The 23,213-nt window shown below is 57.9% G+C and carries 23 protein-coding genes; 9 read left to right on the top strand and 14 right to left on the bottom strand.

The genetic code is table 11. The annotated features are described in order from the left end of the window. Positions 1–114: 114 nt before the first annotated feature. The 9 genes from GO007_RS20565 to GO007_RS20525 form a co-directional block, all read right to left on the bottom strand. On the bottom strand, positions 115–1,650 hold the full coding sequence (locus GO007_RS20565) for a DHA2 family efflux MFS transporter permease subunit (protein WP_095103205.1): 1,536 nt from the start codon (positions 1,648–1,650) through the stop codon (positions 115–117). Positions 1,651–1,660: 10 nt separating this feature from the next. Further along, positions 1,661–2,839: an efflux RND transporter periplasmic adaptor subunit gene (locus tag GO007_RS20560; RefSeq protein ID WP_095103203.1), complete on the bottom strand. Its 1,179-nt coding sequence runs from the start codon at positions 2,837–2,839 to the stop codon at positions 1,661–1,663. 24 nt (positions 2,840–2,863) lie between these two features. After that, complete coding sequence (locus tag GO007_RS20555) at positions 2,864–3,319, bottom strand: MarR family transcriptional regulator (RefSeq protein WP_095103202.1); 456 nt, start codon at positions 3,317–3,319, stop codon at positions 2,864–2,866. 184 nt (positions 3,320–3,503) lie between these two features. After that, on the bottom strand, positions 3,504–3,893 hold the full coding sequence (pcaC, locus tag GO007_RS20550; RefSeq protein ID WP_095103201.1) for a 4-carboxymuconolactone decarboxylase: 390 nt from the start codon (positions 3,891–3,893) through the stop codon (positions 3,504–3,506). Further along, a complete protein-coding gene (pcaD, locus tag GO007_RS20545) occupies positions 3,886–4,650 on the bottom strand; it encodes a 3-oxoadipate enol-lactonase (protein WP_095103199.1) in 765 nt (254 codons plus the stop codon). Before pcaD ends, pcaC begins: the two co-directional genes overlap by 8 nt. Next, entirely contained in the window at positions 4,640–5,992 is a 1,353-nt protein-coding gene (locus tag GO007_RS20540; protein ID WP_095103197.1) for a 3-carboxy-cis,cis-muconate cycloisomerase, read from the bottom strand. Before GO007_RS20540 ends, pcaD begins: the two co-directional genes overlap by 11 nt. A 9-nt stretch (positions 5,993–6,001) precedes the next feature. Beyond that, the gene (gene pcaF / locus GO007_RS20535) at positions 6,002–7,204 is read right to left on the bottom strand and encodes a 3-oxoadipyl-CoA thiolase (RefSeq protein WP_095103195.1); all 1,203 of its coding nucleotides are present in this window, start codon (positions 7,202–7,204) and stop codon (positions 6,002–6,004) included. Positions 7,205–7,214: 10 nt separating this feature from the next. Next, entirely contained in the window at positions 7,215–7,871 is a 657-nt protein-coding gene (locus tag GO007_RS20530) for a 3-oxoacid CoA-transferase subunit B (protein WP_095103193.1), read from the bottom strand. A 10-nt stretch (positions 7,872–7,881) separates the two neighbouring features. Next, entirely contained in the window at positions 7,882–8,568 is a 687-nt protein-coding gene (locus GO007_RS20525; protein ID WP_095103191.1) for a 3-oxoacid CoA-transferase subunit A, read from the bottom strand. 167 nt (positions 8,569–8,735) lie between these two features. On the opposite strand from GO007_RS20525, the gene GO007_RS20520 reads away from it, so the two are divergent. Then, a complete protein-coding gene (locus GO007_RS20520) occupies positions 8,736–9,542 on the top strand; it encodes an IclR family transcriptional regulator domain-containing protein (protein ID WP_041145790.1) in 807 nt (268 codons plus the stop codon). Here the strand turns inward: GO007_RS20520 and smrA are convergent. Continuing rightward, complete coding sequence (gene smrA / locus GO007_RS20515; protein WP_095103189.1) at positions 9,539–10,102, bottom strand: DNA endonuclease SmrA; 564 nt, start codon at positions 10,100–10,102, stop codon at positions 9,539–9,541. The genes GO007_RS20520 and smrA overlap by 4 nt on opposite strands. Positions 10,103–10,923: 821 nt before the next feature. Between smrA and ogt the strand changes: the two genes are divergently transcribed. The 3 genes from ogt (at position 10,924) to uspE (ending at position 13,474) form a co-directional block, all read left to right on the top strand. After that, positions 10,924–11,439 carry a methylated-DNA--[protein]-cysteine S-methyltransferase gene (gene ogt / locus GO007_RS20510; protein WP_095103187.1) on the top strand — a complete coding sequence of 172 codons (516 nt, stop codon included), beginning with the start codon at positions 10,924–10,926 and terminating at the stop codon, positions 11,437–11,439. A gap of 195 nt (positions 11,440–11,634) precedes the next feature. Then, positions 11,635–12,387 carry a fumarate/nitrate reduction transcriptional regulator Fnr gene (gene fnr, locus GO007_RS20505; protein ID WP_095103185.1) on the top strand — a complete coding sequence of 251 codons (753 nt, stop codon included), beginning with the start codon at positions 11,635–11,637 and terminating at the stop codon, positions 12,385–12,387. A 136-nt stretch (positions 12,388–12,523) separates the two neighbouring features. After that, the gene (uspE, locus tag GO007_RS20500; RefSeq protein ID WP_095103182.1) at positions 12,524–13,474 is read left to right on the top strand and encodes a universal stress protein UspE; all 951 of its coding nucleotides are present in this window, start codon (positions 12,524–12,526) and stop codon (positions 13,472–13,474) included. 146 nt (positions 13,475–13,620) lie between these two features. Here uspE and GO007_RS20495 read toward each other — a convergent pair whose 3' ends face one another. The 3 genes from GO007_RS20495 to pntA all read right to left on the bottom strand — a co-directional run bounded on the left by GO007_RS20495 (position 13,621) and on the right by pntA (position 16,901). Continuing rightward, complete coding sequence (locus tag GO007_RS20495) at positions 13,621–13,809, bottom strand: YdiH family protein (RefSeq protein ID WP_041145794.1); 189 nt, start codon at positions 13,807–13,809, stop codon at positions 13,621–13,623. 163 nt (positions 13,810–13,972) lie between these two features. Then, complete coding sequence (pntB, locus tag GO007_RS20490; RefSeq protein ID WP_095103180.1) at positions 13,973–15,361, bottom strand: Re/Si-specific NAD(P)(+) transhydrogenase subunit beta; 1,389 nt, start codon at positions 15,359–15,361, stop codon at positions 13,973–13,975. Between the two features lie 10 nt (positions 15,362–15,371). Next, the gene (gene pntA / locus GO007_RS20485; protein ID WP_095103178.1) at positions 15,372–16,901 is read right to left on the bottom strand and encodes a Re/Si-specific NAD(P)(+) transhydrogenase subunit alpha; all 1,530 of its coding nucleotides are present in this window, start codon (positions 16,899–16,901) and stop codon (positions 15,372–15,374) included. A gap of 520 nt (positions 16,902–17,421) precedes the next feature. On the opposite strand from pntA, the gene ydgH reads away from it, so the two are divergent. From ydgH to folM, 3 genes are all read left to right on the top strand, one after another. Further along, a complete protein-coding gene (gene ydgH / locus GO007_RS20480) occupies positions 17,422–18,372 on the top strand; it encodes a DUF1471 family protein YdgH (protein ID WP_095103176.1) in 951 nt (316 codons plus the stop codon). A 178-nt stretch (positions 18,373–18,550) separates the two neighbouring features. Further along, a complete protein-coding gene (locus GO007_RS20475; protein ID WP_095103174.1) occupies positions 18,551–19,933 on the top strand; it encodes an amino acid permease in 1,383 nt (460 codons plus the stop codon). 36 nt (positions 19,934–19,969) lie between these two features. Next, positions 19,970–20,695: a dihydromonapterin reductase gene (gene folM / locus GO007_RS20470; RefSeq protein ID WP_095103172.1), complete on the top strand. Its 726-nt coding sequence runs from the start codon at positions 19,970–19,972 to the stop codon at positions 20,693–20,695. Here the strand turns inward: folM and GO007_RS20465 are convergent. After that, positions 20,692–21,027 (bottom strand): GlpM family protein, encoded by a 336-nt coding sequence (locus tag GO007_RS20465; RefSeq protein WP_045858494.1) that lies wholly within the window; start codon positions 21,025–21,027, stop codon positions 20,692–20,694. The two genes, folM and GO007_RS20465, sit on opposite strands and share 4 nt — an antisense overlap. A 127-nt stretch (positions 21,028–21,154) precedes the next feature. Here GO007_RS20465 and rstA point away from each other — a divergent pair, with 127 nt between their 5' ends. Beyond that, entirely contained in the window at positions 21,155–21,871 is a 717-nt protein-coding gene (gene rstA / locus GO007_RS20460) for a two-component system response regulator RstA (protein WP_095103170.1), read from the top strand. A gap of 15 nt (positions 21,872–21,886) precedes the next feature. Continuing rightward, the gene (gene rstB / locus GO007_RS20455) at positions 21,887–23,188 is read left to right on the top strand and encodes a two-component system sensor histidine kinase RstB (RefSeq protein WP_095103168.1); all 1,302 of its coding nucleotides are present in this window, start codon (positions 21,887–21,889) and stop codon (positions 23,186–23,188) included. Positions 23,189–23,213 lie beyond the last annotated feature (25 nt).

Below are 23,213 nucleotides of genomic sequence, written 5' to 3'. Positions count from 1 at the left end.
CGCCTTTTCATCCCAAAATGTCCATCACTGCGGAGAGCAACAACGATCGAGGAAAAAGCAGGCAACGATCGAATTGACAGGCGCAGCTCGGGCACGTTTTTTATCACCTCGCGGCTAGTGACCGGCCGAGGGCGCGCCCGGCGCTCCGGCGCGGCTGAACGGCGGACGGGCAAACCAGATAACCACAATCAGCGCCATAAAGCCCCAGCCTAAAACCCAGAAGTAGTCGATGGTCGACATCATATAGGCCTGCTGCTCAATGGTTTTATCGATCAGCGCCATATGCTGCTGGGTCGCTCCGCCCATCTTCTCCACGTAGTCCACCGCCGCCGGATTATAAGCAGAGACGCTTTCGGTCAGGTTGGCATGGTGGAACACCTCCCGCCGCGACCAGATCCAGGTGGTCAGCGAAGACGCAAACGAGCCGCCCAGCACGCGGAAGAAGGTCGCCAGACCGGAGCCTTCCGCCACCTCCGCCCCGCTGAGGTTCGACAGCACGATAGTGGTGATCGGCATAAAGAAAAACGCGACGCCAATCCCCATAAACAGCTGCACTTCGGCGATAGTGCAAAAATCGACGTCGGTGTTGAACTGCGCGCGAATAAGGCAGGAAGCCCCCATCGTCAGGAACGAGAGCGAAGCCAGAATACGCAGGTCGAAATTATTGGCGTAGCGGCCAATAACCGGCGTCATCACCAGCGGCAGCACGCCCATCGGCGCGGCGGCAAGCCCGGCCCAAATGGCGGTATAGCCCATCTGCGTTTGCAGCCACTGCGGCAAAATAATATTGATGGCAAAGAACGCCGCATAGCCCAGGGTCAGCGAAAGCGTACCGATAGCAAAGTTACGGTCCTTAAACAGGCGCAGGTTGACGATCGGATGGCGCTCGCCCAGCTCCCAGATGACAAACGCAACCAGCGAAATCGCCGAAATCGTCGACATCACAACGATGTGAATTGAGGCGAACCAGTCGAGATCGTTGCCTTTGTCCAGCACCACCTGCAGCAGCCCGACGCCAAGCACCAACAGCGCAATGCCGATGTAGTCAATCGGCGCATGGGTGGTGGTCTCTTCCCGCGCGCGCATCTGCGTCCAGACGACGATCGCGGCGAAGATGCCGATCGGCACGTTGATGTAGAAAATCCACGGCCAGGAGTAGTTATCGGTGATCCAGCCGCCGGTTATAGGCCCGACAATCGGCGCCACCACCGTCACCATCGACAGCAGCGCGAGCGCCATGCTGCGCTTGCTCGACGGGAAGATAACCAGCAGCAGCGTCTGGCACATCGGGAACATCGGTCCGGCGAAAAAACCCTGCAGGGCGCGAAAGATAATCAGCTCGCTCATGCTGTGGGCAAAGCCGCACAGGAACGACGTCAGGGTAAACAGCACCACCGAGCCGATAAACAGCTTTAGCTGGCCGAAGCGCCGGGTAAACCAGCCGGTCAGCGGCAGCGCAATGGCGTTACACACCGCAAAGGAGGTGATAACCCAGGTCCCCTGATCGGCGCTCACCCCGAGGTTGCCGGCAATCGTCGGCAGCGCCACGTTGGCAATAGTGGAGTCCAGCACCTGCATAAACGTGGCCAGCGACAGCGCGAGCACCGCCAGCCACATATTGGGCGGCGTAAATGCGGCCTTATCTTGCATAACGTCTCTCTTAACGGGCGCCGGCGGCTACCGCTTTGCTGTTGTCATGAAGGATTTTAGCCACCAGCTGGTCCGCCTGTTCCAGCGGGTTCTGATACACATCCGTGGTGAAACGCGGGGCGCTAACGGTTTGCTGCGGCAGCAGATGGCCATCGGTATCGCGAATATCAACGCGAACGTTCATCGACAGCCCCACCCGCAGCGGGTTTTTCTGCATATCGTGCGGGTCCAGCGTGATGCGTACCGGCAGACGCTGGACGATTTTGATCCAGTTGCCGCTGGCGTTCTGCGCGGGGAGCAGCGAGAACGCGCTGCCGGTGCCAATGCCCAGGCTTTCAATGGTGCCGTGATATTCCACGTCGTCGCCGTAAAGATCCGCGCTGAGCGTCACTTTCTGCCCCAGGCGCATCGCGTTCATCTGACTCTCTTTGAAGTTGGCGTCGACCCAAACCTCATTCAGCGGCACGATAGCCATCAGGGTGGTCCCCGAATCGACGCGCATGCCGAGCTGGACCGCGCGTTTGGCTACAAAGCCGCTGACCGGCGCAACGATGGTGCTGCGCGAATTATCCAGATAGCGCTGACGCAGCGTGGCCACCGCGCTTTTGATTTCGGGATGACTGTCGATAACCGTGTCATCAACCATCGCCGTGTTGGTGCGTAACGCCTCCTGAGCGGCGGCTAAGTCGCTCTGCGCGCTGGTGACCGCATCCCGATAGTGGGAGAGATCTTCCGCCGCGATGGCGCCGCTCTGGAAGATTTTCTGCCGCCGGGCGTAGTCGTTTTGCGCCGTCTGCAGGGCAACCCTTTTCGCCGCGACCTGGGCACGGTAGTTATCCGCCGTGCTGTAGAGTCCGCGAACCTGACGCACGGTGTTGGCCAGATTGGCTTCCGCCTGCTGCAGCGCAATTTCGGTATCGCTCGGATCGAGCAGCACCAGCGGCTGCCCCTTCTGCACAAAGTCGCCCTCATCCACCGTAACCTGGGTCACCGTACCGCCGATTTGCGGGGTCAGCGTTACCTGGTTGCCGTTGACGTAGGCATCGTCGGTCGATTCATAGTAGCGGGCGTACAGCAGGTACCATGCCAGGCCGCCTGCGGCGGCAAGCAGCAGAATAATCAGTAAAATAATAAAGTTGCGTTTGCGCTTGCTGCCGCGCTCGGCGTGCTGTGCAGGTGTGGTTTCCATCTTGTCCGGACCTTCTTGAATACGTTAGCGATGAGGGGCAACAATTTCGTCTGGCAGCATTTTTGTCATTAGCTCTACCAGTAAACGAGACTCGTCGGGGGTCAGTCGGGCGGTAAGGTCGCTGATGATTGACGCCAGCGCTTCATTAACAAAGCGCTCGCAAATCAGCTCGCCTTTGCCGGTCAGCGCCAGCACGACCTGCCGCTTATCCTGCGGATTAGGCGAACGGCTTATGAGATCGCGCTTAACCATGCGATCCACCATGCGGCTCATCGCCCCGGCATCCATGACCAGATTTTTGCTGATCTCAACCGGACTGGTGACGCCCTTATAGATGCTGATCAGCACCTTAAACTGGGCGGCAGTAATATCCATGCCGGAGAAGTACTGGCTGATTAGCTGGTCTTTATACTGGTTTGCCAGATGAATTAATAAACCCAAGTGGAACTTGTTATTGATAATACCCGGATGGTTACTCATGATATTTGCCTGGTCAGTAATTGCAGATGAAATTACTGACCAGGCATCTATTTGTCAACGCCGTGTCAAGAAGATCGCACATTTTGTCAGGACGAGCGCCGACGGTTGCGCCGGAAGAGGTCAACAAAATAGAGGGTTAACGCGAGGAAAGCCGGGCGCAAACGCCCGGCCCGAGAACGCTTGCTTACGCCTGCTGCGCGTCCAGCTCGTCAAACGCCTGCTGCGCCAGGTGCATCGTGGCGTTGGCCGCAGGCAGACCGCAGTAGAGCGCGGAGTGCATAATCAACTCCTTGAGCTCATCGCGGGTCACGCCGTTATTAAACGCAGCGCGCAGATGCATTTTGAGCTCCGCTTCGCGGTTAAGCGCTATCAGCATCGCGATGGTGATCATACTGCGAGTATGGTGATCCAGCCCCGGCCGGGTCCAGGTTTCGCCCCATGCGTAGCGGGTAATAAAATCCTGAAACTCGGTATTAAGCGGGGTCAGCTTGTCCAGCGTGCGGTCGACGTGCGCATCGCCCAGCACCTTGCGCCGTACGCCCATTCCCTCCTGATAACGCGCTTTATCATCCATGCCGTTCCCCCCGGAAGAACCCCAGCAATGCGGCGCTGAATACCCCCGCCGCTTCGATATTAGACAGATGCGATGCGGCCACTACCACCACCTGCGAGGCGGGGATCTGCTGATGCAAAAAGTTAGCATCCGCCACCGTCGTGACAGGGTCACTTTCCCCGGCGATAATCAGGGTTGGAAGACTAATGTGCCCCACTTCGCTACGCAGGTCGGCCGCCGCCAGCGCTTCACAACAGGCGGCATACCCTTCGGCATCGCTATGGGTCAGCTGATGGCATAGCGACTCCACCACCTCCGGCGCTTTCTGACGAAAGGCGTGGGTAAACCAGCGATCCGCCGCGCCGGCGGCGACGACATCCATCCCCTCCTGACGGACGGCCCGCGCCCGCGAGAGCCAGCTGGCCTGGTCGCCAATCCGCGCGGCGGTATTGGCCACCGCGATGGCGTAAAATCGTTCCGGGGCAAAGCGTCCCAGCCATAGTCCGGTCAGCCCGCCCATCGAAATCCCGCAAAACCAGGCTTTCTCAATTTGCAGATGATCGAGCAGCGCAATAACGTCTTCACCAAGCTGGGCGAGGGTCACTTTACCGCTTTTAGCGGTTTGACCATGACCGTGGGTGTCGTAACGCAGTACGCGAAACTGCGCGGTTAGGGCTGCCAGCTGCGGCTGCCACATCGATCGGGTGGTACCCAGCGAGTTGGACAGAACGATAACCGGCGCACCTTCCGGCCCGTCAATCTGGTAATCAAGGTTCATCACGTTGTTCCTTGTAACGCGCCACGACCTGGCGCACAAAAATTTCCGCACTGCCGGTCGCCGTTGTCGGGTCCAGCAGCTGGGTTAAACGGCTTGCGCTAAGGTGCTGGCTCACCAGAGGATCGCTTTCCAGCAGCGCCAGCAGCGGGCGCGACTGGTCAATCGCCTGACGGCACAGCGCCTCTACCCGATGATGGGCGTCGGCCTTACCGATAAACTCCGCCAGCGCCAGAGTGACCGCTTCAGCCATAATCAGGCCGTGGGTCATATCGAGATCGGCGCGCATTTTTTGCGGGAAAACCTGCATATCGCGCACCAGATCGACGCTTTGTTGCAGCGCGCCGCCGACGAGGGTAATCAGCTCCGGCAGCGTTTCCCACTCCGCCTGCCAGCCGCCGAGCGCGCGCTCGTGCTGCTGAACCTGGCCGGCATACAGGCAGGCCACCAGGCCCGGCGTGTGCTGGGCCGCCGTCAGAATCGCCGCGCAGGCGATCGGATTACGCTTGTGCGGCATCGTCGACGAGCCGCCGCGGCCTTCCCCTACCGGCTCCGCAACTTCGGCAACTTCCGTTTGCATCAGCAGCGAAAAGTCGTTGGCAAATTTTCCCAACGTCCCGCAGACCCCGGCGTACCAGGCGCCCACTTCCAGCAGCCGATCGCGCTGGCTGTGCCACGGGGCGTCCGGCAGCGCCAGGCCAAGCTCGGTCGCCAGCTGCCCGGCGACCTCCGGCCCGCGCCCTTTTAACGCGTCCAGCGTGCCCGCCGCGCCGCCAAACTGCAGCACCAGGACGCGGGCGCGCATTTCTCGCAGCCGCAGCTGCCAGCGCAGCAGCGCATCGAGGGTGCCCGCAAGCTTGAGGCCAAAGGTCACCGGCAGCGCGTGCTGCATCCAGGTGCGCCCCGGCATGACCGTATGCTGATGCCGCTGCGCCTGCAGCGCAAACTCAGCCGTCAGGCGCTGCAGCAGCAAGTCGGTCTCCGCCAGCGCGCCGCGCAGCTGCAGAACCAGACCGCTGTCGATAGCATCCTGGCTGGTGGCTCCCCAGTGCACGTAGCGAGCGGCCTGCGGGTCCGCGGCGTTAACGCAGGCGGTGAGCTGTTTGACCAGCGGGATCGCCAGGTTACCGGCGCGGGTCGCCGCCTGTCCCAGAGCGGAAAAATCGATCTGCGAATGGCGGCAGGCGTTGACCACCGGCGCGACGGCGAACTGCGGCACAATGCCACAGGCGGCCTGGGCACGAACCAGCGCGGCTTCAAAATCCAGCATCCCCTGTACCCGCTGCGCATCGCTAAACCAGGCGGTTAGCGGGCTGGTGCGCATCATCGGGGTCAGCAAACTCATTTTGGCTCCTTAAACACGTTCAATAATCAGCGCAATTCCCTGGCCGACGCCGATGCACATGGTGCACAGCGCGTAGCGGCCGCCGGTGCGCCGTAGCTGATAGGCGGCGGTCATCGCCAGCCGCCCGCCGGATGCGCCCAGCGGATGGCCTAAGGCAATCGCCCCGCCGTTAGGGTTAACGTGTGCGGCGGCGTCCGGGAGGCCTAAATCGCGCGTCACCGCCAGCGCCTGCGCGGCAAAGGCTTCGTTGAGTTCAATAACATCCATCTGCGCCAGCGTCAGCCCGGTCAATGCCAGCACCTTGCGCACTGCCGGAGCCGGGCCGAAGCCCATAATTCTTGGCGCGACCCCAGCCGTCGCCACGCCGACAACGCGCGCCAGCGGCTGCAGGTCGTTCGCCATCAGCGCCTGTTCGCTTGCCAGCAGCAGCGCGCAGGCCCCGTCGTTGACCCCCGAAGCGTTGCCGGCGGTCACCGAGCCGTCGGCACGCACCACGCCTTTTAGCTTCGCCAGCGCCTCCAGCGAGGTGCTGCGCGGGTGCTCATCGCGGGTGAACAGCAGCGGCTCGCCCTTACGCTGCGGGATCGAGACCGCTATGAGCTCATCGGCAAAGCGCCCGGCCTCCTGCGCCTCTGCGGTTCGCCGCTGGCTGCGCAGGGCGAAAGCGTCCTGGTCTGCGCGCGAAATCGCGAAATCAGCGGCCACGTTTTCGGCGGTTGCCGGCATCGAATCGACGCCATACAGCGCCTTCATCCGCGCGTTGATAAAGCGCCAGCCGATAGTGGTATCTTCAATCTGCATGCTGCGGCTATAGGCGTTTTCAGCTTTACCCATGACAAAGGGCGCGCGCGACATGCTCTCTACCCCGCCGGCGATCATCAGCTGAGTCTCGCCGCTTTTAATCGCCCGCGCTGCGACGCCGATCGCATCAAGGCTCGAGCCGCACAGACGGTTAATGGTGCTTCCGGGAACCGTTTCCGGAAGGCCGGCCAGCAGCAGCGCCATGCGCGCGACGTTGCGGTTATCCTCACCGGCCTGGTTGGCGCAGCCGTAAATCACGTCATCGATGCGTGAAGGATCCAGCCCCGGATTGCGCTCCAGCAGCGCTTTTAGCGGCAGCGCGCCTAAATCGTCGGCGCGCATCGGCGCCAGAGCGCCCGCAAAGCGACCGAAGGGTGTACGTACCGCATCACAGATAAATGCCTGATTCATCATAGGTTCCTTACGCGCTTTTCGCCAGATGTTCGAAGGTCAACGCCACCGGAGTGATGCGCTGCAGCTCCTCAAAAGAGAGGCCGTTGAAGATTTCCCGCACCACCGGGCCGCCGGGGGTGATATCGATAACCGCAAGGTCGGTGTAGATGCGGCTGACGCAGCCAACGCCGGTCAGCGGATAGCTGCAGCGTTCGACCAGCTTGCACTCGCCGTCGCGGGTCAGATGATCCATCATCACGAAGACCTGCCGCGCGCCGATGGCCAGATCCATCGCCCCGCCGACGGCTGGAATCGAGTCCGGCGCGCCGGTGCTCCAGTTGGCGAGGTCGCCGCAGGCAGAGACCTGATAGGCTCCCAGCACGCAGATATCAAGATGGCCGCCGCGCATCATGGCGAAGGAGTCGCCGTGGTGGAAGAAACAGCCGCCTTTCAGCAGCGTGACGTACTCTTTCCCGGCGTTAATCAGCTCCGGGTCCTCTTCGCCCGGCTGCGGCCTGCCCCCCATTCCCAGCAGGCCGTTTTCGCTGTGCAGGAACACTTCTTTATCCGCCGGCAGATAGTTGGCGATGCGGGTCGGTAAGCCGATACCGAGGTTCACATAGGCCCCTTCCGGAATATCGAGAGCCACGCGCTGGGCCATTTCATCACGAGTTAATTTTTGCATCGTTGGCTCCTCAGGCGCTCTGTGCGGTAATGGCTTTTTCCAGCGAGAAGACGCGCTGGACAAAAATCCCCGGGGTAATGATATTTTCCGGGTCCAGTTCGCCAAGAGTGACCAGGCGGGAGACCTCAGCGATGGTGGTTTTGGCGGCGGTCGCCATAATCGGGCCGAAGTTGCGCGCCGCTTTGCGATAGACCAGGTTGCCCCAGCGATCCGCGTGGTGGGCCTTGATCAGCGCAAAATCGGCCTTAATCGGATATTCGAGAACGTAGTGCCGCCCGTCGATTTCGCGGGTCTCTTTGCCTTCCGCCAGCGGCGTGCCGTAGCCGGTCGGGGTAAATATCGCGCCCAGCCCGGCGCCGGCGGCCTGGATGCGGGCCGCCAGATTGCCCTGCGGAACCAGCTCCAGCTCAACCTTGCCGCGACGGTAGAGATCGTCAAAAATTTGCGAGTCAACCTGACGCGGGAAAGAGCAGATCATCTTGCTCACCCGCCCGGCCTTCAGCAGCGCCGCCAGGCCCACCTCACCGTTGCCCGCGTTGTTGTTGATAATGGTTAATTCGCGGGCGCCCTGCTCAATCAGGGCATCAATCAGGTACGTTGGCTGACCGGCGGGACCAAAACCGCCGATCATGATGGTCGCTCCGTCGTGGATCCCGGCGATGGCATCGCTTAGCGTCGACACGCTTTTATCAATCATCAGGTCGCTCCTTTATGTGCGGTAATCGCACTTATATACGTTGTTCGCACAAAATGTGACCCGCTTAACGATGTTGGTCAAGGGCGATAATCGAAATATGGTGCGATAATCGAACATCGTATATCTTTAGCGAAAGAATGTGATCGATGGCAAATATGGAGAACAAAATGGAGAAGCATCCAGACGATTTACTGACCGGCGATAGCGACCCGTTTAAGGGCGATCCGAACTTTATGGCCTCGCTGGCCCGCGGGCTGGAGGTGATCCAGGCATTCACCCCGCAGCGTCCGGTGCTGTCGATCTCGCAGATCAGCCAGAAGACCGGCATCCCGCGCGCGGCGGTGCGCCGCTGCCTCTACACGCTGGGCAAGCTGGGGTTTGTCTATGCCGAAGATGGTAAGAATTTTCAGCTGCGCCCGCGCATCCTCGCCCTTGGCCACGCCTGGCTCGCCTCAACCCCGCTGGCGCGTTCTGCCCAGCCGGTACTCAAGCATCTGAGCGAAATGCTTAATGAATCCTGCTCAATCGCCACCCTCGACGGCGACGATATTCTGTACATTGCCCGCGCCTCCAGCTCGCGCATTATGACTATCGATCTGGATATAGGCAGCCGGCTGCCGGCCTGGGCAACCTCGATGGGCCGGGTGCTGTTAAGCCATCAGCCGGAGGAGAAGCTGAACGATATGCTGGGTCGGGTGACGATGATTCGCTATACCCCGCAGACGGTGGATTCGGTGAATAAGCTGCGCGCCGAGCTCAAGCGCGTCCACCAGCAGGGCTATGCGCTGAACGATCAGGAGCTGGAGATGGGGCTGCGCTCGCTGGCGGTGCCGCTGTTTAACCCGCAGGGACAGGTTCAGGCGGCGCTGAACGTCGGCGTCCATGCCGGACAGGTTTCCACCCGCGAAATGCTGGATCGGGTGCTGCCCGAGCTGCAAAAAGCTGCCCGGGAGCTGACGCTGCTGCTGCGCTAGCGGCTGCGTTTGGCGTGGCGTTCCCAGTTTTCCTGCTTTGCCTCGGCCGATTTGCGCAGGGCGACATAGCACGCCCCGCTGCCGCCGTGATGCGCAGAGGCGACGCAAAACGCCTGCACCTCGGGAAGTTCTTCCAGCCAGCGCGCCAGGTAGCTGCGGATAATATTGGGGTGAGCGTTGTCGTCGCGCCCTTTGCCATGAACAATCAGCACGTTGCGCAGCGCCTCTTTCTGCGCCTGAACCACAAAGGCAAACAGCATTTGCCGGCACTGTTCGACCGGCCGGCGCAGCAGATTGAGGCTCGCCTGCTGGCTATATTTCCCCTGCCGCAGCTTGTCCAGCACGCCGTTTTGTAACCCCTCGCGCCTGAACTCCAGCGGTGTCGTCAGCGGCAGCACGTCGAGGTAGCCGATGGTCAAAAAGTTATCCAGCTGCAGCGCGTCGATGCGCTGCGGGGTACGGGCGTGGCGCTCGGGATGCCACAGCACGTCGTTGCCGCTCTTAAGCGGCTGGACATCCTCCATGGCATCCAGAAATAGCGATTTGTCGTCAAGGTTCATCTGCACTCCTCCGGCTGCTACCGGAGGCTACTATAGCCGCCGCAACGCGCGCCCTCAACGCGTTTGTCGGCGGGCGAATAGCGACGTTAATCGCCCGTCCCGCCGCGCTGAAGATCGGTTACGCCAAAGGAAGTGCCAGAAAATAACGGATAACCTGCTGAATATTTGTATTGCTGGCGGGAATAACAGGTCGGCAAGCGTTCGTCGTTAAAACGCTTGCCGAACCTGCTCAGGCACCTAAAGATGTTTTTTCTTTAAGTGCATATCTTTCATTAACTTATAAAGCGATTCGATCATAATAGAGACAGCATTTAACAGCAAACCACTGATAATCAATATCAAAACGCCAGTCAGCATATATTGCATACCATCACCTTTCTCGTTAACAAAAAAAAGCCAGCACTGAAGTGCTGACAAATAATTGATTCAAGGAGTGCCTGTATAGCGTATTGCGGCGTCGGGTGCCTCCCGATGAATTAGCCAGTGCAAACTAGTCCGCGTGCGGATGACAAACTGCATAAAGGGGTGAACCGGACGCTCCTTCGCCGAGGGGAATTTACCGCCCGGAGAAAGTAGTAAAATCCATTTAGCACCGCGCGGCGTAGTGAATACAAAATTAAATATTACGCACTTCGTTGCGTATTGATTTTGCTTCTGCTCAGCAGGCAGATGCAAAATGGAAAACTTTCTCATTGATTCGCCCCCTCAGCCGCACCGTTCACCGTTTACCTTTATGGAGTATAGTTGCCCACCCGGATGGCGTGATATCTTGTGCTCAGGCTGCAGTAATAATCATTTGAATCAGGTAATAAGGAAAAACGATGCTGGTACTGCTTCAGGACAAAATCGATACCCCGGTCGGGCCGCTATGGATCATTTGCGACGAACAGTTCCGCCTGCGTGCCGTTGAGTGGGAGGAACATAGCGATCGGATGGAGCAGCTGCTTGAGCTGCACTATCGCCATGAAGGGTATCAGCGCGTGGATTCCCGCGATCCGGGCGGGCTGAGCAGCAGGCTCGGCGACTATTTCGCCGGTGACCTTGCGATTATCGAGACGCTGCCGACGGCAACGGCGGGCACCCCGTTTCAACGCGAAGTCTGGAAAACGCTGCGCACCATTCCCTGCGGTCACGTCATGCATTACGGCCAGCTGGCGGAGGCATTGGGTCGGCCGGGCGCTGCGCGGGCGGTCGGGGCGGCCAACGGCTCTAATCCGGTCAGTATCGTGGTTCCCTGCCATCGCGTCATTGGACGTAACGGCACCATGACCGGATACGCGGGCGGCGTTCAGCGTAAAGAGTGGTTATTGCGCCATGAGGGGTATTTGCTTCTTTGACCGTAAGTGCCTTTTATCGGAAGCATCAGGCAACTTTACAATCAGCTATGTTCGGACATCTTATTTCTTATCAATGAGATAAATGGTGTAATTGCTTTACCCTTTTAATATTACGTGTTTCATCGGTTCGAGGCTTACCTGCTCACCAAAAAGATGTTAAAATTGACCAATATCAATTAAGGCTTGAGCAGACTTATGATCCCGGAAAAGAGAATTATACGACGCATTCAGTCTGGCGGTTGCGCAATCCATTGTCAGGATTGCAGCATCAGCCAGCTTTGCATCCCTTTTACTCTGAACGAGCACGAGCTTGATCAGCTTGATAATATCATCGAGCGAAAAAAGCCTATCCAGAAAGGACAGACCCTGTTCAAAGCCGGCGATGAGCTGAAGTCGCTGTACGCCATTCGTTCAGGCACCATCAAAAGCTACACCATTACCGAGCAGGGCGACGAGCAGATTACCGGCTTCCACCTGGCGGGTGATTTGGTCGGTTTTGACGCTATCGGCACCGGTCTCCACCCGAGCTTCGCTCAGGCGCTGGAAACCTCAATGGTTTGCGAAATCCCCTTCGAAACGCTGGACGACCTCTCAGGCAAGATGCCTAATCTGCGTCAGCAGATGATGCGCCTGATGAGCGGCGAGATCAAAGGCGATCAGGACATGATCCTGCTGCTTTCCAAAAAGAACGCCGAGGAGCGCCTGGCGGCCTTTATCTATAATCTCTCCCGCCGTTTTGCCCAACGCGGCTTCTCGCCTCGTGAATTCCGTCTGACCATGACCCGCGGCGATATCGGTAACTACCTCGGCCTGACCGTAGAAACCATCAGCCGCCTGCTGGGCCGTTTCCAGAAAAGCGGAATGCTGGCAGTTAAAGGTAAATATATCACCATCGAAAACAGCGACCTCCTCTCTCAGCTGGCAGGTCAAGCGCGTAACGTCGCCTGATTGCCCGATCCCTTCGCCAGATCGCTAATTTTTTTCTTATTTGTTGATCTGGCCAGGGTCATCCCCTGTTTCAATCCATCTATATAGGTTATCTTTTTAATTACAGACTGCAGTTACAGTTGTAAGGAGACCCTGTATGGCGAAGTATCAGAACATGCTGGTAGTAATCGACCCTAATCAGGACGACCAGCCCGCATTACGGCGTGCGGTATACCTACACCAACGGATTGGTGGCCGCATTAAAGCCTTTTTGCCAATCTATGATTTTTCATATGAGATGACGACCCTGCTGTCGCCCGACGAGCGAACGGCTATGCGCCAGGGCGTTATCAGCCAACGCAGCGCCTGGATCAAGGAGCAGGCCCGGTTCTATATCGAATCCGGGATCCCGATTGACATCAAGGTGGTATGGCACAACCGCCCCTTCGAAGCCATCATTCAGGAAATCCTCAGCGACAAGCATGATTTAGTGCTGAAAATGGCGCACCAGCACGACAAGCTGGAAGCGGTGATCTTCACCCCGACCGACTGGCATCTTCTGCGCAAATGCCCGTGCCCGGTGTGGATGGTTAAAGACCAGCCGTGGCCTGAGGGCGGCAGAGCGCTGGTGGCGGTGAACCTTGCCAGTGAAGAAAACTACCACGATGCTCTGAATGAGAAACTGGTAAAAGAGACGCTTGAACTGGCGGAACAGGTTAACCACACCGAGGTCCACCTGGTGGGCGCCTATCCGGTTACGCCAATCAATATCGCCATTGAGTTACCTGATTTTGATCCCAGCATCTATAACGACGCGATTCGCGGCCAGCACCTGCTGGCGATGAAAACGCTGCGGCAAAAGTTTGGTATTGATGAGAGCCGCACCCACGTAGAGAAGGGTTTACCGGAAGAAGTGATTCCCGATCTGTCGGAGCATCTGCAGGCGGGGATTGTCGTGCTCGGCACCATCGGACGTACCGGACTGTCGGCGGCCTTCCTCGGCAATACCGCCGAGCAGGTGATCGACCATCTGCGCTGCGATCTGCTGGCGCTGAAGCCGGACCAGTACAAAACGCCGGTTGAAATGGACGATGAAGACGACGACTAACCTTCAGCAGGCCGGCCGCCAGTCGTAGCCACTCCCCACTCCCCTGCAGCCGCGGGGGATTTTTTTGCCCGTCGCCTGGCGTAGCGCGAAAAAATGGGCCTTTCGGCCCCCTTCATCAGCGATGCATGCAGGCTGAAGTGTGGCTTTTAATGGATACCCAAACGCCAGGCGTGATCGATCTCTTCTTTCAGTTCGATAGAGGAGAGCGACATTAAATCGGCAAATTCCAGCTCGAGAAGTTTAAATTTTTTCAGGTACTGCGCGGGGGTTAAAGCGGTAGGGTCGCGACGCAGAAATTCGATGGCCATTTGCGCGGGGGTTAATTCGGTATCCATAATATCCTCAGTGTGATGAAAAAACGTTTTTAGTATAGCACTCCAGGGCGATTAATTTATGAGCGATTCATGGGCTGGCGCTATATATAAAAAAGCCGTCTCAACGGAGACGGCTTCAGAAGCAAACGTTGTATAGCGACTCTCGTCTGCTCTCTTCAGGGCATCACAGCGCTTTCAGAATCGCATCCACGCTGGCTTTGGCATCGCCAAACAGCATATGGGTGTTCTCTTTGAAGAACAGCGGGTTCTGTACGCCGGCGTAGCCGGTGTTCATCGAACGTTTGAAGACCACTACGTTCTGCGCTTTCCAGACCTCCAGCACCGGCATACCGGCGATAGGGCTTTTCGGATCGTCCTGCGCAGCCGGGTTCACGGTATCGTTAGCGCCGATAACCAGTACGGTGTCGGTATCGGTGAAGTCATCGTTGATTTCATCCATTTCGAGCACCACGTCGTAGGGAACCTTGGCTTCCGCCAGCAGCACGTTCATATGCCCAGGCAGACGACCGGCAACCGGGTGAATACCAAAGCGCACCTTGATACCACGGGCGCGCAGACGCTCGGTGATTTCCGCAACCGGATACTGAGCCTGCGCTACCGCCATGCCGTAGCCCGGGGTAATGATCACCGAGTGCGAGTTTTTCAGCATTTCAGCCGTATCTTCTGCGCTAATTTCACGGTGCTCGCCAACTTCATCATCGCTGCCGGAAGAGGAACCATCGGTACCAAATCCGCCGGCAATGACGCTGAAGAAGGAGCGGTTCATGGCCTTACACATGATGTAGGACAGAATCGCACCGGAAGAGCCTACCAGCGCGCCGGTTACGATCAGCAGATCGTTGCTCAGCATAAAGCCCGCCGCCGCCGCCGCCCAGCCTGAATAGGAGTTCAGCATTGATACCACCACCGGCATGTCCGCGCCGCCGATGGAGGCAACCAGGTGCCAGCCAAACGCCAGAGCGATAACGGTCATCACCAGCAGCGCCAGCACCTGCGTCGCGGTGCTATCGGTGCGAACAAAGGCAATCAGCAGCACAAAAGAGACGACCAGCGCGGCAAGGTTCAGCTTGTGACGGTTCGGCAGCATCAGCGGTTTAGAGGACATCTTGCCGCACAGCTTGCCAAAGGCCACGATGGAGCCGGTAAAGGTCACCGCACCGATGAAGATGCCGAGGAACACTTCGGTCAGATGAATATTGACCAGGATCTGCTCCATACCGGTTTCATGCTGCAGGTAGCTGTTAAAGCCCACCAGCACCGCCGCAAGGCCGACGAAGCTGTGCAGAACCGCCACCAGCTCCGGCATTTCGGTCATTTCGACTTTCTTCGCCAGACGGATACCGATAGCGCCGCCGATAACCATCGCCAGCAGGATCCACGCGACGTTGCTGCTGTCCGGACCCAAAATGGTCGCGATCAGCGCAATCGCCATCCCGGCAACGCCGAAGTAGTTGCCCTGCTGCGATGACTCATGTTTGGAAAGCCCTGCCAGGCTAAAAATAAAGAGGATCGCGGCAACAATGTATGCAGCTGTAACTAATCCACCAGACATTTGTTACCCCTTATCCTTTGCGGAACATTTTCAGCATGCGCTGAGTGACGGTGAAACCACCAAAAATATTAATGCTGGCGATCAGCACCGCGATAAAGCTCAGCACGCTGACCCAGCCGCCGTGGCCTATCTGCAGCAGCGCCCCGACAACGATAATCCCCGAGATGGCGTTAGTTACCGACATCAGCGGCGTATGCAGCGCATGGGACACGTTCCACACCACGTAATATCCGACCACGCAGGAGAGAGCAAAGACCGTAAAGTGACCGAGGAACTCCTTCGGGGCGACGCTTGCCAGCCAGCCAAAGAGAATAATCGCCAGCGCCATCAGCGCATATTTGCGCCACGGCGAAACCGGTTTTTTCGCTTCAACAGGGGCTTCCACCTTCTTCGCGGCAGCCTGCGGCTGGGCGGATACCTGAATCGGCGGCGCCGGCCAGGTCACTTCCCCATCGCGGACAACCGTTACGCCGCGTACCACGACGTCGTCGAAATCGATGGCAATGTTGCCATCTTTCTCTTTGCACAGCAGCTTGATCAGGTTGACCAGGTTGGTGCCGTAAAGCTGGGATGACTGGGTCGGCAGGCGACCCGGCAGATCGGTATAGCCGATAATTCTCACCCCGTTGGCGGTCGTTACCACTTCGCCAGGCACGGTGTATTCACAGTTGCCGCCGTTCTGCGAGGCCAGATCAACCACCACGCTGCCTGACGTCATCGAGTCAACCATTTCGCGGGTAATTAGCTTCGGCGCCGGTTTGCCGGGGATCAGCGCCGTGGTGACGATAATGTCGACCTCTTTCGCCTGCGCGGCAAACAGCGCCATTTCGGCTTTAATAAAGGCTTCGGACATCACTTTGGCATAGCCGTCGCCGCTGCCCGCCTCTTCTTTAAAGTCCAGCTCAAGGAACTCGGCGCCCATGCTCTGCACCTGCTCTTTGACCTCAGGGCGAGTGTCGAACGCGCGGACAATCGCCCCCAGGCTGTTGGCGGCGCCAATCGCGGCCAGACCGGCAACGCCGGCGCCGATCACCATCACCTTGGCCGGCGGAACCTTGCCCGCGGCGGTGATCTGCCCGGTGAAGAAGCGGCCAAATTCGTGCGCGGCCTCGACGATGGCGCGATAGCCGGCAATGTTGGCCATCGAGCTTAAGGCATCCAGCGACTGGGCGCGCGAAATACGCGGCACCGAATCCATCGCCATGACGGTCACATTGCGGGCAGAAAGTTTTGCCAGCAGCTCCGGATTCTGCGCCGGCCAGATAAAGCTCACCAGCGTGGTGCCTGGATTCAGTAAAGCAATTTCATTATCGTCAGGCGCATTCACCTTGAGAATAACAGGCGACTGCCAGACTTCGGCGCCGTCCACAACCTCAGCGCCTGCCTGAGCAAACGCCTCGTCATCGAAACTTGCCAGCTGGCCCGCGCCGCTTTCAACTGCGACGGTAAACCCCAGTTTGAGCAGCTGCTCCACCGTTTTCGGCGTGGCCGCTACGCGGGTTTCATTGGCTAACCGTTCTTTTGGTACCCCGATACGCATAGTTTTCCCTTTCATCGGTTTTTGATGATGGTTTTCTCTTCTTACAGCCGACTATCCGCCGGCAAAACCCGCCGGCTCAGATATTCGACTGAAAAAATGAAACAGTAACAAACTTTTTATAACCTACTGAAAATCCCGATTGTGATCTACTGCGATAAAACAGAATTTTTGATTTTATTGGTAAAACGCGCGCCAAACTGCGTCAGGCAGCAATATTTACCTTAAATTTATAAGCGAGCCTGATAATTCGCTTAGCTTATCCACTAATACGCAATTAATCGCCAGCCAGAACATGGTATTAACATTACATTAACTTATTAAAGCGATATCGATTATCGATTTTGCTGGTCAAGAGGCTGTTTTTTCAACATATCGCAAAATGTTATATTATTGTGACGCGCGTTTCGGGCGGTTAGCAAAAATTGACGCAGACAGTCACTCCTTTTAAATGCAATAATCGAGCGTTTTCAGTCAACAACAATACCAGTACATGGTTTGCGCAAGGCAAAGGACTATTTTTATGAAGCTTAAGAACTCACTCCTGGCGTCTGCTCTCCTGGCTACGACCGCGCTGTCTGCCCATGCAGCGACCGAGCTGACACCGGAGCAGGCGGCGGCGCTGAAGCCCTACGATCGCGTGGTCATCACCGGCCGCTTTACTGCGATTGGCGATGCTGTTAAAGCGGTCTCCCGCAAAGCCGACAAAGACGGCGCGGCCTCCTTTTATGTTGTCGACACCTCAGACTATGGCAACAGCGGTAACTGGCGCGTAACGGCAGATTTTTATAAAGACAACGCCCCGCAGGCAGATGCTCCAAAAAATCGAATGATTAATGGAGTCATGGAGCTGCCGAAAGACCAGGCCGTTGAGCTGGAACCGTTTGACACCGTTACCGTGCAGGGTTTCTACCGCAGCCAGCCTGAAGTGAACGATGCCATCACCAAAGCGGCAAAAGCGAAAGGCGCGGCCTCTTTCTTTATCGTTCGTCAGGTTGATGCTAACCAGGGCGGCAACCAGCGCATCACCGCTTATGTTTATAAGGCCGATGCCAAAAAACGCGTTCTGCAAAGTCCGGACGCAATTCCTGCCGATTCTCAAGCCGGGCGCGCAGCGCTGGCTGAAGGCGGCGCGGCGGCCAAAAACGTTGAAATCCCCGGCGTGGCGACTACCGCAGCCGTCGGCTCCGGTACCGGCGTAGGCCGCTTCTTCGAAACGCAGTCCTCTAAGGGGGGGCGTTACACCGTCACGCTTCCTGATGGCACCAAAGTCGAAGAGGTGAACAAAATAACCGCGGCGCAGATGGCCCCGTTCGATAGCATTAAATTCACCGGTAACTACGGCAATATGACCGAAATTTCTTACCAGGTGGCCAAACGAGCGGCGAAGAAAGGCGCGAAGTATTACCACATCACCCGCCAGTGGCAGGAACGCGGCGGTAACATAACTATCAGCGCTGACCTGTATAAATAACGGGACTACAGCTGAACAAAAAGGCGGCGCTTTGCCGCCTTTTTGCTTTTTTTCATCCGCCGCCATTGCATGCGCACAAGACACTCCGTAAAATCCCGCGCCTTAGCGTAATCGTCCATTTTATGCGATTTCGCCAAATAAATATTCTTTACTTCACGGTTGTCACTTCGGGAATGCAATGGAAAAGAGACTGGGCCTGAGCGCCCTGACCGCCCTGGTCCTCAGCTCAATGCTGGGCGCAGGCGTATTCAGTTTGCCGCAAAATATGGCCGCCGTGGCCAGCCCGTCCGCCCTGCTGATCGGCTGGGCCATTACCGGCGTCGGCATCTTATTCCTCGCCTTCGCCATGCTCCTGCTGACCCGCATTCGCGCCGACCTCGACGGCGGTATCTTTACCTACGCGCGCGAAGGATTCGGCGAGCTGGTGGGCTTTTGCTCCGCCTGGGGCTACTGGCTTTGCGCGGTTATCGCCAACGTCTCCTATCTGGTTATCGTGTTTGCGGCGCTGAGCTTCTTCACCGACGCGCCCGGCTCGGTTATTTTTGGCAACGGCAATACCTGGCAGGCAATCGTCGGGGCATCGATTCTGCTGTGGGTCGTTCATTTCTTAGTGCTGCGCGGCGTGCAGACGGCGGCCGGCATCAACCTGGTCGCGACGCTGGCCAAGCTAATACCGCTCGGCGCGTTTATCGTTCTCGCCGCGATGGCCTTCCGTTTAGAGACCTTCACTCTCGATTTCAGCGGCCTGGCGCTCGGCGTGCCGGTGTGGGAGCAGGTGAAAAATACCATGCTGATTACCCTGTGGGTGTTTATCGGCGTAGAGGGCGCGGTGGTAGTGTCGGCGCGAGCGCGGAACAAGCAGGACGTTGGCCGCGCGACGCTGCTGGCCGTACTTTCGGCGCTGGCGGTTTATCTTCTGGTCACTCTGCTCTCGCTGGGCGTTGTCGCGCGTCCGGAGCTCGCGGAAATGCGTAATCCGTCGATGGCCGGGCTGATGGTCAGAATGATGGGGTCCTGGGGCGAGGTGGCGATCGCCGCCGGACTGATCGTTTCCGTCTGCGGCGCCTATCTGAGCTGGACCATCATGGCTGCAGAAGTTCCCTGGCTGGCCGCCACCCACAAAGCGTTTCCGCGCCTGTTTGCCCGGCAAAATCGCCACAATGCGCCGTCGGCTTCGCTGTGGCTGACCAATATTAGCGTCCAGGTCTCGCTGGTGCTGATTTGGCTGACCGGTTCGGATTACGGTACGCTGCTCACCATCGCCTCCGAGATGATCCTCGTTCCCTATCTGCTCGTCGGCGCCTTCCTGCTGAAAATTGCCGTACGCCCGCTGCATAAGGCCGTAGGCGTCGGGGCCTGCGCTTATGGCTTATGGTTATTATATGCGTCGGGCCCTGTGCATTTATTGCTGTCAGTGATACTTTACGCTCCGGGTCTTCTGGTTTTCCTGTACGCCCGCCGTACGCACCAGCACGATCGCATGCTTAAACGCCGTGAATTAGCCTTAATTGGTTTATTGCTGGTTGCCGCCGTACCGGCAACGTGGATGCTGGTGGGGTAAGCGGTTGCCCTGCCGCGGAACTCAAAGGAGATACCCATGGCTGAACTACAGCCCCGCCCGGTCCTTATAACAGGAGGAGGCCGCCGAATCGGCCTCGCTCTGGCACACCATTTTCTTCAGCGGCAGCAGTCCGTTATCGTCAGCTATCGTACCCACTATCCGGCTATTGACGCGCTGCGCGCGGCAGGCGCCGTTTGTCTGGAGGCGGATTTTAGCACCGACGATGGGATTTTAACCTTCGCCGAGGCGGTGAAATCCCACGCCGGCCAAGGCCTGCGCGCCGTTATCCACAATGCCAGCGGCTGGATGGCGGAAAAGCCGGGGACGCCTCTCAGCACGGTGCTCGCCAGCATGATGCAAATTCACGTCAATGCGCCCTATCTGCTCAATCACGCGCTGGAAGCGCTGCTGCGCGGCCACGGTCACGCGGGCAGCGATATTATTCATATTACGGACTACGTGGTTGAGCGCGGCAGCGATAAGCACATCGCCTATGCCGCCAGTAAAGCGGCGTTGGATAATATGACCCGCTCCTTTGCCCGCAAGCTGGCGCCGGAAATAAAGGTCAACGCCATCGCCCCGTCGCTCATTATGTTTAATGACGGCGACGACGCCGAGTATCGCCTGCAGGCGCTGGATAAATCGCTGATGAAAATAGCGGCGGGCGAAACGGAAATCATCGAATTACTCGACTATTTGTTTAGCAGCCATTTTGTTACCGGCCGCTCCTTCGCCGTCGACGGCGGCCGCCACCTGCGCTAGTGGAACCGGCTCCAGCCGAGGATCAGCAGCCAGGCACACAGGCTCCAGCAAACAACGGCGCCCGCCAGCGCGTACGGCAGGCGCATCGTTGCGGTGAAGTACCACAGCGACAGCAGGTAGATAAAATAGGGAATGATTGACCACATCCCAAATACGATAGTCGTACGCAGGGCTTCAATACCGCGCTCGCTGGCGACAATATAGTGAGCGATCAGGGCGAATGTCGGAAATAGCGGAATGAGCCCGGCAATATAATAATTTTTGGTTTTGGAAAGTACGCCAATCAGTACAACCACCAGCGCCCCGAGCAGCGCTTTAATCAACAGCCCCATGCCTTTTGCCTTAACATTTAAACAACAAGTTACGCCAGCATAGCGGAAGAACATTTGTTTATAAAAGAGTAATGGCAGGCAATTTGCTGGCGGTGTATGTTTAACCTTTTACATATACATATAAAATATGAATAAGATCGTGTTTGTTGAGGATGATCCGGAAGTTGGCGCACTGATTGCCGCCTATCTGGGTAAGCATGATATGGACGTGGTGGTTGAACCACGCGGTGACCGGGCGGAAGAGGTTATTGCCCGGGAAAAACCCGATCTGGTGTTATTAGATATCATGCTGCCGGGCAAGGACGGAATGACGATTTGCCGCGACCTGCGCGGGCAGTGGCAGGGTCCGATCGTGCTGCTGACCTCCCTTGACAGCGATATGAACCATATTTTGTCGCTTGAGATGGGGGCGAGTGATTACATCCTCAAAACCACCCCGCCCGCCGTGCTGCTGGCGCGGCTGCGCCTGCATTTGCGCCAGCACGTTGCCGTTCCGCTCACCCCGGCGCCCGCCTCGCTGACGCCACATAAAACCATCGCCTTTGGCTCACTCTCCATCGACCCGGTGAACCGTCAGGTGCTGCTCGCCGGCGACAGCGTCGCGCTCTCTACGGCGGATTTCGAACTGCTGTGGGAGCTTGCGACCCATGCGGGACAAATTATGGATCGCGATGCGCTGCTGAAAAACCTGCGCGGCGTCAGCTACGATGGTATGGACCGCAGCGTCGATGTGGCCATTTCACGCCTGCGTAAAAAGCTTCTCGATAGCGCAACGGAACCCTACCGTATCAAAACGGTACGCAACAAAGGCTATCTGTTTGCTCCCCATGCCTGGGACAATTAATTAACGGGTCCGGCTATGAAAAAGCTGTTTGTGCAGTTTTACCTCCTGCTGTTCGTCTGTTTTCTGGTCATGACCATGCTGGTCGGTCTGGTGTATAAATTTACCGCCGAGCGCGCGGGCCGCCAGTCGCTGGACGATCTGATGAAAAGCTCGCTGTACCTGATGCGCAGCGAATTGCGGGAAATTCCGCCGCGTGACTGGAGCAAAACGCTCAAAGAGCTGGATCTCAACCTGTCGTTTGATCTGCATATTGAACCGCTGAGCAAATTCAAGCTGGCGGAGAGTTCGATGCAGCATCTGCGCGCCGGCGATATCGTCGCCCTGGACGATCAATACACCTTTATTCAGCGCATTCCGCGCAGCCACTACGTGTTGTCGGTAGGCCCGGTCCCCTATCTCTATTTTTTGCATGAGATGCGCCTGCTGGACGTCGCGCTGATGGCCTTTATCGCCATTTCGCTGGCGTTCCCGGTCTTCGTCTGGATGCGCCCGCACTGGCAGGATATGCTGCGCCTTGAGACCGCCGCCCAGCGTTTCGGCGAGGGACATTTTAGCGAGCGCATTCATTTCGATAGCATGTCCAGCTTTGAGCGGCTGGGCGTGGCCTTTAACCAGATGGCCGATAATATCAACGCCCTGATCGCCAGTAAAAAGCAGCTGATCGACGGCATTGCGCACGAGCTGCGCACGCCGCTGGTGCGCCTGCGCTACCGCCTTGAGATGAGTGAAAATCTGACCACCGCGGAATCACAGGCCTTAAACCGCGATATCGGACAGCTGGAAGCCCTTATCGAAGAGCTTTTAACCTACGCCCGCCTTGACCGGCCGCAAAATGAGCTGAGCCTGACCACCCCTGACTTCCCGGCCTGGATTAAGGCCCACGTGGAAGACGTTCAGATGGTTAACCCGCAGCGCGAGGTGACGCTTCACGAGGTGGTCGCCGGCGACTACGGCGCGCTGGATATGCGCCTGATGGAGCGCGTGCTCGACAATCTGGTCAATAACGCGCTTCGCTACAGTAATCAGCAGATTCAGGTGAGCCTGACGCTCGCGGGATCGCGGGCGACTCTCCAGGTCAATGACGACGGCCCGGGCATCGACCCTGCCGAGCGCGAACGGGTGTTTGAGCCGTTTGTCCGGCTTGACCCTAGCCGCGATCGGGCGACCGGCGGCTGTGGGCTCGGCCTGGCTATCGTCCACAGCATCGCCCAGGCGATGTCCGGCGAGGTGAGCTGCCGCACCAGTCCGCTGGGGGGCGCCAGCTTCAGCTTTAGCTGGCCGATTTACCACCAGCTGCCGAATTTTACCTCTGGCTGACCCCCCTTGCGCAGGCGCTGCGGCC

This window comes from Klebsiella sp. 10-1 (assembly GCF_009758445.1).
GTDB lineage: Bacteria > Pseudomonadota > Gammaproteobacteria > Enterobacterales > Enterobacteriaceae > Klebsiella > Klebsiella scottii.
This window is presented reverse-complemented; position numbering and strand designations above follow the sequence as displayed.